The 13,554-nt window shown below is 57.6% G+C and carries 12 protein-coding genes; 9 read left to right on the forward strand and 3 right to left on the reverse strand.

Going from position 1 to position 13,554, the window contains the following annotated elements; translation table 11 throughout:
• The first annotated feature begins 664 nt into the window (after positions 1–664).
• The 7 genes from FXB41_RS13210 to FXB41_RS13240 all read left to right on the forward strand — a co-directional run bounded on the left by FXB41_RS13210 (position 665) and on the right by FXB41_RS13240 (position 7,898).
• Positions 665–1,081: an MBL fold metallo-hydrolase gene (locus tag FXB41_RS13210; RefSeq protein WP_219682053.1), complete on the forward strand. Its 417-nt coding sequence runs from the start codon at positions 665–667 to the stop codon at positions 1,079–1,081.
• A 27-nt stretch (positions 1,082–1,108) separates the two neighbouring features.
• The gene (locus tag FXB41_RS13215; RefSeq protein WP_219682054.1) at positions 1,109–2,059 is read left to right on the forward strand and encodes an NAD-dependent epimerase/dehydratase family protein; all 951 of its coding nucleotides are present in this window, start codon (positions 1,109–1,111) and stop codon (positions 2,057–2,059) included.
• A gap of 38 nt (positions 2,060–2,097) precedes the next feature.
• Positions 2,098–2,583, forward strand: a complete 486-nt coding sequence (locus FXB41_RS13220; RefSeq protein ID WP_219682055.1) for a cupin domain-containing protein — start codon at positions 2,098–2,100, stop codon at positions 2,581–2,583.
• On the forward strand, positions 2,580–3,371 hold the full coding sequence (locus FXB41_RS13225; protein WP_219682056.1) for an SDR family NAD(P)-dependent oxidoreductase: 792 nt from the start codon (positions 2,580–2,582) through the stop codon (positions 3,369–3,371). Before FXB41_RS13220 ends, FXB41_RS13225 begins: the two co-directional genes overlap by 4 nt.
• Positions 3,372–4,286: 915 nt before the next feature.
• Complete coding sequence (locus tag FXB41_RS13230; RefSeq protein WP_219682057.1) at positions 4,287–5,468, forward strand: MFS transporter; 1,182 nt, start codon at positions 4,287–4,289, stop codon at positions 5,466–5,468.
• A 187-nt stretch (positions 5,469–5,655) separates the two neighbouring features.
• Entirely contained in the window at positions 5,656–7,317 is a 1,662-nt protein-coding gene (locus tag FXB41_RS13235; protein ID WP_219682058.1) for an FAD-dependent monooxygenase, read from the forward strand.
• Positions 7,318–7,322: 5 nt separating this feature from the next.
• Complete coding sequence (locus FXB41_RS13240) at positions 7,323–7,898, forward strand: malonic semialdehyde reductase (RefSeq protein ID WP_219682059.1); 576 nt, start codon at positions 7,323–7,325, stop codon at positions 7,896–7,898.
• A gap of 110 nt (positions 7,899–8,008) precedes the next feature.
• Here FXB41_RS13240 and FXB41_RS13245 read toward each other — a convergent pair whose 3' ends face one another.
• The 3 genes from FXB41_RS13245 to FXB41_RS13255 form a co-directional block, all read right to left on the reverse strand.
• Entirely contained in the window at positions 8,009–9,196 is a 1,188-nt protein-coding gene (locus FXB41_RS13245; RefSeq protein WP_219682060.1) for an MFS transporter, read from the reverse strand.
• A gap of 272 nt (positions 9,197–9,468) precedes the next feature.
• Positions 9,469–9,885, reverse strand: a complete 417-nt coding sequence (locus tag FXB41_RS13250) for a MoaF N-terminal domain-containing protein (RefSeq protein ID WP_219682061.1) — start codon at positions 9,883–9,885, stop codon at positions 9,469–9,471.
• 110 nt (positions 9,886–9,995) lie between these two features.
• On the reverse strand, positions 9,996–11,006 hold the full coding sequence (locus tag FXB41_RS13255; protein ID WP_219682062.1) for a SphA family protein: 1,011 nt from the start codon (positions 11,004–11,006) through the stop codon (positions 9,996–9,998).
• Between the two features lie 579 nt (positions 11,007–11,585).
• On the opposite strand from FXB41_RS13255, the gene FXB41_RS13260 reads away from it, so the two are divergent.
• Both FXB41_RS13260 and FXB41_RS13265 read left to right on the forward strand, forming a co-directional pair.
• The gene (locus tag FXB41_RS13260) at positions 11,586–11,912 is read left to right on the forward strand and encodes a hypothetical protein (RefSeq protein WP_219682063.1); all 327 of its coding nucleotides are present in this window, start codon (positions 11,586–11,588) and stop codon (positions 11,910–11,912) included.
• A gap of 320 nt (positions 11,913–12,232) precedes the next feature.
• A complete protein-coding gene (locus FXB41_RS13265; RefSeq protein ID WP_219682064.1) occupies positions 12,233–13,150 on the forward strand; it encodes a LysR family transcriptional regulator in 918 nt (305 codons plus the stop codon).
• Positions 13,151–13,554 lie beyond the last annotated feature (404 nt).

Below are 13,554 nucleotides of genomic sequence, written 5' to 3' on the forward strand. Positions count from 1 at the left end.
AAGGCGGGGTTACGATCGAAGCACGTGGCACGATAGTCTAACATGCACCTTAGCATGTCTCGACTCTGTTCGAGACTGCAGAGTTATTCAAACTCTGCAAGGTGCGTTTCGAACCTTGCATAAGCCATTTACTTCCTCCTCCATTATCGCTTGGGACCGAAATAATACGCTCCGTGCCGAACTGGTGACGTTGCGCCCTTGGTCGAGATGTAGTTGACGGTGTTGGTCTTTCCTCATCTCGGCCAGGGACAGCTGCAACGCTTCTGGGGCGCCGAACGCACGGCATACTCCCTTGATCGACCATTTATGGTGTCGATCATCACGATCACAACAAATGATTTGTCTAATGATAAGTGCACGCGCAACGTGGCCCACTGCCCGGCAGAGATCGCGCGTTGGCAAACAGCATTGGGGAGACGCCAGCACGGGCCGTCAACTTTTTTCTTCAAACAGCGCTGCATCCGTCACGCGGAGGACACTTTCACATGCGTTCGACTTTGCTTGCTGCGACGGCAGCGGCGACTACTTGTCTCGGAACTATACCGGCGCTCGCGGAAACTGCGTTCACGACGCTGGGCACTCAGGGCGGCCCCATAACGGCACCAACGCGAGGCCAACCTTCAAATCTTCTGACCGTCAACGGCACGCAGGAACCGCCCAGCGATTGTCGCTTGGGCAACGGGCGGCTCGGATCGAGAATGTCGCGATCAATTACCTTCATTTCGATCACGCCGCCGGACTCTCGGGCATGCTGGGCCTCCGATTCCAAACCATCTTCTCAAAACCCCTTCAGGTCTATGGCCCGGCCGGCACGGACGTCTTCGTCAGGGGCCTCATCGCCAGCATGGCTCCCCCTATGGAAGCCATCTGCGGCGTTTCCGGCGAACGCTCCTGTACGGCCGAACAGCTCGTTGAAGTTGATGTGGTTAGGGCGGGCGAGACCCTTACAACTTGGCGAGATCAAGGTCACAGCAGCTCAAAACTCACACTACAGTTTCAAGCCGAGCAGCCCGGAGTTCTGACCGAGGACTCAGAGATCGGCGCGCAAATCCGCGAGCCGGTTCAGCCCGCAACGCATTGATCAAGTGACCAATAAGAAAGAGACGAGATGCGGATTGTCGTTACAGGTGCGGGAGGGTTCGTGGGCGCAGGGCTAGTCGACAGACTCGCGCGACGGGCTCGTCTTCCTGAAGAGTGGAGTGACATTGCCGCAATTGTCGCGGTCGACTCACAGCTTCCTAAGGACCCGAAGAGCCCTGTCGTCAATTGCTGCGGCGATCTCACCAATCCAGGTTTCGTTGAGGACCTTCTGGCGCATCCCGTTGATCTCCTGTTTCACCTTGCTGCCGTGCCGGGCGGCAGCGCCGCCGCCAATTACGATCTCGGCTGGAACGTGAACGTCGAGACGGTCGCACGCCTGTTTCACCAATTGGCGCGGCAATCCACTCCGGCTCGCGTCGTATTCTCGTCGAGCATTGCAGTATTTGGGACCCCACTTCCTCGCGACAAGATCGATGACGAGACCCTTCCGTTGCCGACCATGAGCTACGGAGCGCAAAAACTGATCTCCGAAACGCTTCTCGCCGATCTCTCGCGACGTGGCCTCGTCGAAGGGATCTCGCCGCGTCTTTCGTGCGTCGTTGCGCGCCCTAAGCAAGCGGGCGGTCATCTCTCGGCCTATATGAGCAACATTTTCCATGCGCTCAAGGCGGGCCACACTTTCGACTGTCCTGTCTCGTCGCAAGCGACGTCCTGGTTTATGTCTCGCGATTGCTGCGTCGACAATCTCATCCTTGCGGCCACTCTTCCGTCGCATCGCTTCGCCGGCCTGCGTCGCGGCTTCAATCTCCCCGCCCTCCGATTGTCGATGGCCGACCTCGTCGAATCTCTTGTGCAAAATCTCGGCGAAAACGCACGCGATCTCGTCGGCTTCACTCCGGATTCAGAACTTGAAGGCCAGTTTGGCGCTTATCCACGTCTTGAGACTCCCCTCGCTGATTCCCTTGGCTTCCGTCACGATGGCGACGGGGCGCAACTTGTCGCCCGAGCCTTGTTGTGACGACGTCTATCAGCAGCGCAATCCCAGAAGGTCATTTCATGAGCCAGCCCATAAGGCGGATCGTCACAACCCACGACGCCGCGGGAATTTCGGTCTTTGACCACGTAGACTTGATTACGACCCGCCTGATCGACAGCCGAGACGCCAATTTTGCTCTGATCTGGGCGACGAAATCCGTCCCCGCCGAACTCAATGGCAGCGCTGACGGCGACTTTCTTGAAATGGGTAAGACGCTCAAGGGCGGTTCAGTAATTCGCGTCGTCGATTTTCTGCCTGGCTGCTCCTCGCCGATGCACCGCAGTTTCTCAATTGATTACGGCATCGTCATCAACGGCGAACTCGAACTCGTTCTCGACGGTGGTGGAGTTCAGAAGCTTACTGCGGGCGATATCGTCATCCAGCGCGGAACGAATCATTTGTGGCACAATCCGAGCGCTGACCAAATCTGTCGGGTCATCTTTATTCTGATCGAGGCCAGACCAGTGGTCGTCGCTGGGCGCGTGATGGAGGAAGTCCATCCATGATCCTCAAAGGCGAAACAGCTCGCCTGTTCGATCTAACGGGGCGCGTCGCGGTTGTCACGGGCGCGACGCGCGGCATTGGCTACGCTATCGCGCAAAGTCTTGGAGAAGCAGGCGCGCGAATCATTGTCTCAAGCGAGAATGAAATTGATTGCAACAATGCGTGCGAGCAACTGGCGGACCTCGGAATCGACGCCGTCCCCTTAGTCTGCAACCTCGCCGAGGAAGAGGCGATCGACCATTTCGTCGTGGGCGTCGTGCACAAGTTCAGCGTAATCGACATATTGGTCTGTAATGGTGGGATTGAGGGACCGGTCGGCCCGATGGAGTTAGCGCCCGAAACGGAAATCGATCGCGTTTTCGCCATCAATCTCCGCGGAGCGCTGCGTCTGACCTCACGTTTCATTCCGCGCATGGCCGACGCGGGTGGCGGCTCCGTCCTCCTGATCGGTAGCATCGCCGGTTTACGCGGCAACAAGGCCATCGGAATCTATGGCCTCACCAAGGCTGCCATCGCGCAATTGGCACGCAACCTTGCCGTCCAGTGGGGTCCGCGCGACATCCGCGTGAATTGCTTATCGCCCGGTCTCATCGATACGGATTTTGCCAAGGCCATTCAGGCCCACGAAACGGCCTTTGCACGACGGATGTCGCTGACGCCCTTGCGGCGCATGGGCGCGCCGCAAGAAGTCGCTGCGGCGGCGCTTTTTCTATGCAGCGCCGCTGGTGCCTTCATTACCGGACACAATCTCGTTGTCGACGGCGGGACAGTTATTACAGACGGCAACTGAGCGAGTTGGGATCGAAATCATCGGCAGAGTTTCTAAAGCGAGCGACGCATGGACCGGGAGGAGGCCGGCGAGGATGGCGCATGAAGAGGCTCTCGGTATTCGGCGATCAAGGCAGTGATTGCGGGGCATATTTGCCGGTCGGGATCGCGAGCTCGTTCAGACGGTGAACGCGTTCGAACGGACGCACCGTACGCCCCCTTTGGCGGCCTGTGGGGTCGGCGTTCCATGCTGAAGCCGCATCGGAACTGGTTCCTCAAGCCGCGGAAGGAGACAATTCTGGCGCTCGATATGGTCGTCGAGCGTTTGCTTTGCACAAGTCGATGCCGTCGCATTTCTTCGACGCTGAAGGATCAGCTTCAAAAATCCGTGCGCGAACGCACAGGATCGTCCCGACGTCACTGGGCGCCGGAAGAATGCGGCGCGCGGAGGACATCGGCGGTCGGCCAATTTTCCTCGACGAGACCTGGATGGCGACAGCAACGCGTCGTTATGCCTTGGCGGGGCGGTGCACAGTACGGATACAATTCGCTTTGATCGCAATGTGCTACAGACGGCGGACAGCATTTTTCGGGTGCAACGATACCAGCGCAAGCGGACCGCTGCATCAACCGCGGCACGCCCCCCGCCGCTCTCAAAACGGCGAAGTTCGTGACCACGTATCACGCCAAACGATAACTGCAATCACGCATTCTGATTTTTTGAGAATTTGCTTTGGGTATAGACAATCATCTTTACGTTCACACCAAAAAACGTGACCCATACCAGCTGGTTCACAAAGGGGGAGGAATGCGAAACTTCGCGCTATCCGAAGAGCTCTTAAAGGAAAATTCCGCTGACTCCAGCGGAAGGGAGTACGGAGAGTCTCAAGAGTTCGGGTCTGGAGACTTTCGAAGAGCGGCAGCGACTCTGGCCGCCATGGTCGCACAAATGGCGAGCCCCGCGTGTCTCATCAACGGAACCTTTGGCGTCTTCTTGGTTCCGGTCACGCAAGAATTCGGCTGGTCACGAAGCCAGTTTTCTCTAGGCATGATGATCCTCGCATGGACGACCGCCCTCAGTTTCCCTCTCACAGGGCGACTAATGGACCGGCATGGTGTCCGCGCCCTCTTGGTCCCTGGCATGTTCTTATTCGGCGCGACACTTGGCGCTCTGGCGATCATGCCAGGCAGCTTGGCGTTGTTCTACTTCCTTTTTTGCATAATCGGCATCAGCGCCGCCTGCACAGGCCCCGTGCCAGCGAGCAAGGTGATCGCGGGTTGGTTCACTAAACGCCGCGGCACTGCCCTCGCGCTGTCGGGCTTCGGCCTCGCGTTCGCCACGGCATTCTTGCCCGCCATCAGCCAAGGGATCGCAGCTCATTACGGGTGGCGCTCCGCCTTCGTCGCTCTCGCCGCTTATATTCTTATCGTCGGTCTTCCGGTCGTCTATTTCGCTTTGCATGAGTCGCCGGCTATCGTCACGCGGCGGCTAGATCCCCATCGCCTGAAGGCCAGCCTGATTGTCGCCGGCGATTTTGCCAAGGCTGCCGTCCTTTCTCTCGAACTCCGTCTCTGCCTTGCGGCAAGCGTTCTCTTCGTCCTCGTCAGCTCGGGTATGTTCGCACACCTTATCGCGCTCCTGGGCGATCGCGGCTTCGCATCCTCGGATGCGGCCGAAGTGGTCGCCTGCGCAGCGGCGGGGATCGGCGTGGCACGACTATATGAAGGTTTTGTGCTCGACTATTTCGGCACGCCCAGAGTTGCGATCGTGCTCTGTCTCCCTTCGCTCGTCGGCATCCTCATGCTGCACTACGGCTCGTCCTTCACACTTTATCTAGTTGGGGGCCTGCTTTTTGGCTTGGGCGTCGGCGGCGAGATCACCTTCATTCCCTATGCATTGAGCCAATATTTCGGCGTCGGGCACTTCACCCGGCTCTACGGCATGATCTGGGCGGCTTCAGCGATTGCCGCTGGTATCGGTCCCGTGATCTTCGGCGTGATCTTCGACCGTATGCATAGCTACGCCGTAGCATTATCGTTCGCCGAACTGGCGGTGGCCAGCACCATGGCCTGTCTGGCGTTCCTGCCACCCTACCGGCCGCGCAGTGATCGACTGTGAGGAAAGAAGCAAGCATCGATGCACGGAGTGCACCACCGGCTGCAAGGCCGGTCACGATGCTAGGGCAAGAAGATGCTCTCGATTTGCACCACTCCGCTGGACCATTGGGACAGATCAACTCGGACAGATCAACGCTCTTTGAGCATCGCGCTGTATAAGCAAGTAAAGGTATAGGCGGAGTAAGGTCATGGTTGAAACAGGTGCCAAGGATAAATCCGCTGCAGTCGCAATCATCGGCGGCGGTCCTGTTGGTCTCTTTCTTGCGATCGAGCTCGGTCTTAAAGGCCAAGCCTGCCGGCTCATTGAACGTCGCAACGGAGAGGTCACCGTGCCAAAAATGAATCTGGTCCATGTACGGACCATGGAGCATCTGCGGCGTCTCGGGCTCGAGCAGGCGGTGCGCGACGCGGGATGGCCGCACGACTATCCCCTCGACGTTATCCTCCACACCGGCATTCACGGCCACGAAATAATCCGGTTCCGCATGCCCAGCGATTGTGAACGCGACGACAGCGCCTTCACGCCGGCTCCGCTACAACGTTGCCCGCAGACCTGGTTCGATCCGCTGTTATTGCGTACCGCCGCCAATATTCCCCGTGTCGAAATTCTTCTTAACACCGAAATGCTCGAGTTCAGCCAGGACGAGTGTGGGGTCCAATACAGCGTTCGGACTGCGGGCGGCGAGGTCAAGGAATTCCAGGGATCCTATCTCGTCGCCTGCGACGGCGCCGACAGTTCTGTTCGCAGCAAGCTCGGTATTGCGCTGAACGGTTCGATGGCCCTCGATCACAATATGAATGTCTTCTTCCACTCGACGGATCTGCTGAGGAAAAATCCACTAGGCAAGGCCTCGAACTATTTCGAGCTGGGTCCGCGCGGCATCGAAAGGATTATATCGCCGATCAACGGTAGCGACCTTTGGCGGCTTGGCGTGCGCGTCAACGCCGAAACCAGCGCGGCCGATTTCCCGGCCCGTGATATCCTGCGCGACACGCTGGGCTCAAACATCCAGTTCGAGCTTCTCACCGTCACTAAATGGACGCGGCGTGAGGTAGTGGCTGAGCGCTATCGCGAAGGTCGCATCTTCCTCGCCGGCGATTCTGCCCATCAGCTTACACCAAACGGCGGTCAAGGGATGAACACCGGCATCGGCGACGCCGTCGATCTCGCGTGGAAACTCGACGCGGTTCTGAAGGGTTGGGGCGGAGACGGTCTGCTCGATACCTATGGCGAGGAGCGGCGCCCGATTGCTGAGCTCATCGTGGGAACAGCCACTAGCTATTTTCGCAAACTTGTCGACATGCCAACCTCGGCAGCGATCGGCGACGACACGCCCGAAGGTGAAAACGCCCGCGACGAGGTCGCCCGATTCTGCCGTGCGAAACAGGTACATTTTTCCCATGAGTCAGAGGGGCTGCAGCTCAACTGGCAGTACGAGAGTTCTTCGATTGTCGTTCCCGACGGCTCGCCCGAGCCGGTGTTGAACGTCGCCACGCCGATGCAGACGGCACGGCCGGGCTCACGTGCACCTCACGTTTGGCTTGCCGATGGACATTCGACGCTTGACCTCTTCGGCAAGGGTTTCACTCTGCTCGCCTTCCGGGAAAAGGGCGCAGAAGCACTGATCGTGCAGGCGCGCGAGCGTGGCATTCCTTTGTCCGTCCAGCAGATCACAAATCGTCGCGTCGCCTGTATCTATGGTGCCGACTTCGTAATCGTTCGCCCCGACGGCTATGTCGCTTGGCGTGGCGACAAGGCTCCTGCCTGTGCCGAACTTCTCTGGGATCGCCTGCGGGGCCAAAGACGCCGCAGCTCTGAGCTGCCGTGCAATCGATGCTTGACGAGGTAAATGGTATGTCTGAACTTTTGGCGAGCGATCTGTTCGAGGGACGATCGCGCAATCACTGGGCACCGAAGCCGATCCCGCCGGGGGTGCTGGGAGCCATCTATGATCTGGCTCGTATGGGCCCGACCTCGATGAATTGCCAACCTGCCCGGTTTCTCTTTATCATTTCAGAGCAGGAGAAGGCGCGCCTCGCGCCGCACCTAATGGAAGGCAACCGGCTGAAGGCGCTCGGTGCTCCCTGCGTGGCGATCATCGCACATGATCCGCTCTTTTATGAACACCTGCCGCGCATTTTTCCGATTCGGGAAGGAATGCGCGAAATGTTCGCCGGCAACAACTCTCTCACGGAGGTAACGGCCTTCAGGAATGGCACGTTGCAGGGCGCCTACTTCATGATTGCGGCGCGTGCGCTCGGTCTCGATTGCGGACCGATGTCCGGCTTCAACAACGCGAGCGTCGATCAGGAGTTTTTCGCAGAAACTGGCTACAGGTCAAACTTCATCTGCGCCCTGGGCTATGCCGACGACACACCCTTCCCGCGCCTGCCACGCCTCCCCTTCGCCGACGCCTGCAGCGTCATCTAACGGTTGGCACCGCAATATTCCCGCCGGAGCCACCACTCTGGCAGGAATATTGCGGATCTAGTGGTTGCAAATCCAAGTGCGACCGTTATCTCTGCGACCCCACATCAGCGCTAACCGGAGCTACTGGTCATCACTTTCGCACGGGAGAAAGTGTAGCGGCCGAGCCGAAGGGCGAGTCCTGCCGACAGCAGGACCGAGATCGCACCAATTCCTAAGGCGAAGTCGTAGCTGCCCGATTTGTCTGCCGTGGCTCCGAAGAGCACTGGGCCAGCGGCGCTCGAGATCATAAACACGGACATCAGGGTCGCGAGAATTTGGCCCAGGTGCCGCACGCCAAAATAGCGACTCGCGAGGAACGCAGAAACCTCGGCGTCGGCACCGTAACCGAAGCCAAACAACAGCGCGGCCACAATCATCACCGGAGCACCGTCGCCCAGCCAAAAGATCAGCATGCCGGCCGCGCTTGACGCCAGGATCGGAGCGGCGAGCGCACCGCGCGAGGTGCAGTCGAGCAGCAAGCCGGAGCCGATGCGGCCCAGAAATTGCCCCGTCGCCAAGGCTATCAGCACAAGTTCGATAGTCGCACGCGTGAGGGAATGGTCACTGAGCAACGAGACGAGATGCGGACTCAAGCCATTTACCGCAAAACCGTTGAGCGCCATGATCGTCACAAGTATCCAGTAAGTGCGCGTTCGGCGCGCATCGCGCGGCTCCAGTCCGGGTAGCGCCGGTGCCAGGGTCCGGCTATCACCTGTAGCCAACGGAGGATCTTGGGCGAGCAGACCGAGGCCGATGATCGGCAGAGCCATTACGATACCGCCGACTGCATTGCCGCTTAGCGCAATGGACAGCGACAATCCGCGCCGGCGATCAGACCAGCCGGCTACGAGACGGCTGTAAATAACCGGACCAAGCAGCACCGATGCGGCACCGAACAGTATGTAGATGATCAGGAATATCGATTTGCCGCCGTCGAAAGTGGCGAGCCAAGCAATCAAACCGGCATAGACGATGGCGCTGCCAAGCAGAACCCGACGTGGACCGATCGCATCAGCGATTCGCCCGATAAAGGGCAAAAGGAGTGCGCCGAGGATCATCCCGGCCAGAATGCCGACGGAAAAAAACGATCGCTGCCAGCCGAACTCTGTCGTCAACTCTTTCAGGAGAAAGCCGGTACTGAAAATGCCGATGGGCTGACCGCCGGCCATGAGTCCGAGGAAGCAACCGGCGATTGACTTCACCGACTGCGCTTGCGGCCTCGGAACTGCGCCAGCGCCGGAACAAACCGCCTCGGTCATACTTCTCCCCATGGTGATTTGATGACCTCGCACGTCGGTTTTGGCGCACAACTATCGTTACGCTTAGTAGCCTTGAGACCGCCAAGTCCTCATATCGAGCATTAAAGCCCGGTCCCGCTCTGGGCGGAATTATCTAAGCCAGCGCGGCTCCGGCCCTTCAGAGAAGGATCGGCCTCTCAACGTCGAATGACGCGAGGCACTCTCGAAAGGGAAATGGTCGAGTTAATTCCGTCCGCTTTGGCGGAGATTGGCCTTCCAATCCCGCGCGTGGGCTAGGCCGGGATGGATTGGTGCACTTCTATGGGCGCTTCGTCGAACAGTTCCTGTTGTCCCGGCATCAGGGCCGCGACATGCACGGCTCTTTCCTTGAGGTCGATCACCAATGCGACGTGTCCGCTGCGGCCGGGGACCATCCAGTGTACCAGAAACATGTCCTTGCGGATTTCGCGCGCGAGATAAGACAGTGTTCGCACAGGCTGGTTTTCGAGACTAAGAAGCTGGAAACTGCAGCGATCGTCATAAAAGACGAGCCGATAGCGACGCCCCGTCGAGTACTCGTATTCGAACGCATGGCCGTTGAGCTTTGTGGTTAAGCGGCCACCCACCTCGTCGGGCCGCGAACCAGGCTCGACATAAATCGGCGTGTGCGCGATTTCTGGCTTGTCCGCCAACTGGATCTCCTCTCCCATGTAGCACCGCCATCTGGAAAACGCGCCTGGCCTCCGCCAAATCGCGTCGTCCGTGACCAGCGTAAGAACGCGTCGGAAGCGAGCAGCCGCTCCGCCGGCAAAAACTGAAATCAAAAGAGCTTCGTGGCGAGCGTGAGGACGAACGTGTTCGTATTGGGCAAATTTTGCTGCGACAGCGACGTCAAGTACTTGAGCTTCAACGTCAAGGGCAGTTGCGGAATATCGTAGGCGATAACGGGACCGAGTTTCATGACACCCAAGCGCTTACCGTCCGGCTGTACGAGGACACCGTTTTTATAATCGTCTGTAATCTGTTTACCGTATCCACCGGCGACGCCGACCTGCCAGTGGCCAATCAACTGGCTGACCGCGAAATCCAACGACACGACGTCGCCCGTCTGGTAGTTGGTGAATGGATTTTTGAGCGCCTTGTCATAAAAGAAGTGTGCGTCGAATTCCGTCGCATAGCCGATCGGCAAAAGCGGGCGCGTAAGATATGTGAAGGCGATGTTAGGAATGATGAACGTCACATTCTTGCCGGGGGTCGCTAGGGCGGTCGGATCGTACGTGCCCGTGGGCAAGATCATCGAAAAGGCTGGCGCGATCGTCAGGCCGAAAGGACGGCCATTTTCGGCGCGGCCTTCCGGGGCGCCGAAACTTCCGACGTGCTTGCTCCACTTCAGCACGTCCGTATAAATGTCGAGCCAACCTTCCTTGGCCTCCGTACGGTTGACCGGAGGCAGATTTAAGTACGCGAGTTGCTGGACATAGGCAAACTGCATCGTCGAGGCGAGGCTGCCGCCAAACACCTGCGAAGGAAATTCATACAACAGGAAGCCAGCGGTAATGTTGTATTTGAAGTTGAACGTCGAGCCCGGTAATGGCTTTCCGTTAGGGCCGTCGAGTTGGCTCGCTCCGCCAGGCAAATCCGCGAGGCCAAGATACAGCCCGGGCGCTGGCGGCAGGTAGGCGTTGCGAATATCGGTTCCACCAATGGGACCGCCAAAGATGTTGCCTTCAGCGGCCGGGACGGGTCCAGCTCCCATGGCGCTGAGACCTACAATCCCAAAAGCAACTTTTTTGAGATAGTTACAGAGTTTCGTGGTGTGCTGAATACGCATTAGTCCCCCAAAAAAGAGGCCTTGGGATCGTTATTGTTGTTTCCCTAAAGGCTTGATCGACGGATCAGCGGTATATGTTCCATCCACGAGCAAAATGAGAAATCGTATGTTTCAATCGTTCGTATTCACGAAAGTGATACAATTTTATTTAGGAGATGGTGTCGTGATGGAAGGCAGCCCACCCGTCTCGTCGATCAGCCAAGCGGGAACGCCCGCAAAATGGCCGCACCCTTTAGCAAAGGGTTGTTTTCGAGAGAAGAACAATCCAGGACTTTACTCGCGATCAACAACTGACCTTGTCCATCGGCCAACTCTGCCTGAACGCACGTCAATCCCGGTGTTCAGAGAACGACGTCATCAGCGATTTTTCAGCAACTCGAAATCTGAGCAACTTGGCGAATGGCTGAAACATGAGGCCGCAAGCTCTGGGACTCGTAGGGGCGCGCGTCGGGTGACGCGGCCGAACATCTCTCCGGCAACCGCACCTTTGATATCGTTTCCCTCCGTGAGATTACGAACGCGCCGATGTGACGCTCGCGCTGTCTATTTATTACCAAGGACAAACTTCTTGCGGAGGTCGTGATTCGTCGCGACAGGGTCCTGAACGACATGCGCTGTGCGCGCCTCGGCGCTCTTGAGGAGAATGGGCCCTTATCAGTTGAAGGCGCTCTCGATGCACTTATACGCCCGCTGTTCGAACAGATAGAGAGCCGTTCGGAAGGATGGAAATCCTATCTGCTCATATTGTCCAAGCTCACCTACACTGATCAATGGCAGGAGCTTGTGCGCGAGATTTTTGATCCAACCGCCCGCCTCCAGCCTGATATCGCGCGTCCCACGCGCCTGTGCGGCTTTTCACTCACGCTTTTCGCCATGCTGCAAACTCTCGCGGTAACGCCCGTTTAGCTGTCGGAAGGACAAGCATCGGCAAATGACCTGAAGCAAGTCTATCGCGTCCCGTTGCGCTTTCGGTGACAGGACTCGTCGGGTTAGGCGATTCCGCGTCCCCATCAGATGGCGCGGCCGATTCTCAACAACTTGGCCAAAGAGCCAAAGGTTTTGCCTGCAACACACCGATGATGCGGCGTTTAGCTCTCCAAAGCGGGGGTGTGTTACCGGAAGCGCTGCCACGGAGAAAGTCTCGCAAAAAGAGGCTCCCCTTCTTGTATTTTCCAAATTGACATCAAGCCCATTATGTATCACTGATCGTGATATCAGAGGAAGCTATGAGATTTAATGGCTTAGATCTCAACCTTCTAGTCGCGCTGGACGTTCTACTCGAAGAAAAGAATGTGAGCCGCGCGGCGGGTAGGCTGAACATTACACAGTCGGCGCTGAGCAATTCTTTGGCCCGGCTGCGGGATTATTTTGACGACGAAATCCTAGTTCTGGTCGGTCGGACGATGCAGCTCACCCCTCACGGCGAGGCGCTGAAGGATTCAATTCGCGACATCCTGGTGCGTATCGAAGCCTCGGTGATCGCCAAACCGGCGTTCGACCCTGCTACCTCGGATCGGCTCTTTAAGATTTCCGCGTCGGACTTTACGCTCGCAACGCTTATGCCCCTCGCAAACAAAATCATTTCCACTCAATGCAATAGCATTCGCCTCCATTTCTTGCCGCAGACGGACAATCCAACTCGCTCTCTGGAGCGAGGAGACGTCGATATATTAATTATTCCGTCGCCCTACAGCTCTGAGGAGCATCCTAGCCATCAACTTTTCACGGAAGAGTTCGTCTGCATCGCCGATCGAAATAATCCGCTCTGCCAGAACGATCATATAACCCTTCAACAATTCTCGGACGCCCAGCACGTCGCACTGAAGCTGAGTCACGGCAAATTATCATTTGAGACGATGGCCATGGAAGAGATTGCAGTTCAAAGAAACATTTCGACACTATCCTACAATTTCTCCACGCTGCCTTATCTCGTTCTAGGAACGAACAAAATTGCGACTATTCACCGCCGGCTCGCGAGCACTATCGCAAAAAAGCTTCCTGTGAAAGTTTTCGGCTTGCCCTTTGATTTTCCCAAAATGCATCAGGTCCTTCAATGGCACAAATATCGTTCCAACGACCAAGGCCTGATCTGGCTCCGCGGCGTTTTCCAGGAGGCGGCCAAAAAGCTTTCAATCCAGGGATGAAGCCGATTGACTGAACCCCTCCGAGCAAACCTGCTTTATTTTACAACAATCACGTACCAGCGGGTCAATCTCTAAATCCAAGGGCGGCTCTGGCCGCGCGACCAATCGAAGTATTCTCGAGCCGTACTGCGATCACGGCTTCGTCTGATCACAGCCTTTCGGGCCCCGTGGCCACGGTTGCACTCACATTCGTGAGCTGGGAAGCGCCGACCAGAGCAGACGTCGCGCTGATTGAACGTACGCAGATCTCAGCGTCAGGCAAACTCGCCCACGGGCGGCGTTTTTCGAGCTTCAGCGATCCTAGGCCCTCCGTACACGGGAAACCTGTTCCGGGTGCCAGAAAAGTCGCGGTCGCATCTACGTAGGGATGCGAACTCGAGTCTCGCTGCGGATTCCGGGGATTG

Source organism: Bradyrhizobium canariense, from assembly GCF_019402665.1.
Lineage (GTDB): Bacteria > Pseudomonadota > Alphaproteobacteria > Rhizobiales > Xanthobacteraceae > Bradyrhizobium > Bradyrhizobium canariense.

What these genes read in the sequence shown, in the direction of transcription:
- FXB41_RS13215 (WP_219682054.1), top strand. Translation starts at nt 1,109, where the DNA reads ATGCGGATTGTCGTTACAGGTGCGGGAGGGTTCGTGGGCGCAGGGCTA.
- FXB41_RS13220 (WP_219682055.1), top strand. Translation starts at nt 2,098, where the DNA reads ATGAGCCAGCCCATAAGGCGGATCGTCACAACCCACGACGCCGCGGGA.
- FXB41_RS13225 (WP_219682056.1), top strand. Translation starts at nt 2,580, where the DNA reads ATGATCCTCAAAGGCGAAACAGCTCGCCTGTTCGATCTAACGGGGCGC.
- FXB41_RS13230 (WP_219682057.1), top strand. Translation starts at nt 4,287, where the DNA reads ATGGTCGCACAAATGGCGAGCCCCGCGTGTCTCATCAACGGAACCTTT.
- FXB41_RS13235 (WP_219682058.1), top strand. Translation starts at nt 5,656, where the DNA reads ATGGTTGAAACAGGTGCCAAGGATAAATCCGCTGCAGTCGCAATCATC.
- FXB41_RS13240 (WP_219682059.1), top strand. Translation starts at nt 7,323, where the DNA reads ATGTCTGAACTTTTGGCGAGCGATCTGTTCGAGGGACGATCGCGCAAT.
- FXB41_RS13245 (WP_219682060.1), bottom strand. Translation starts at nt 9,196, where the DNA reads ATGACCGAGGCGGTTTGTTCCGGCGCTGGCGCAGTTCCGAGGCCGCAA.
- FXB41_RS13250 (WP_219682061.1), bottom strand. Translation starts at nt 9,885, where the DNA reads ATGGGAGAGGAGATCCAGTTGGCGGACAAGCCAGAAATCGCGCACACG.
- FXB41_RS13255 (WP_219682062.1), bottom strand. Translation starts at nt 11,006, where the DNA reads ATGCGTATTCAGCACACCACGAAACTCTGTAACTATCTCAAAAAAGTT.
- FXB41_RS13265 (WP_219682064.1), top strand. Translation starts at nt 12,233, where the DNA reads ATGAGATTTAATGGCTTAGATCTCAACCTTCTAGTCGCGCTGGACGTT.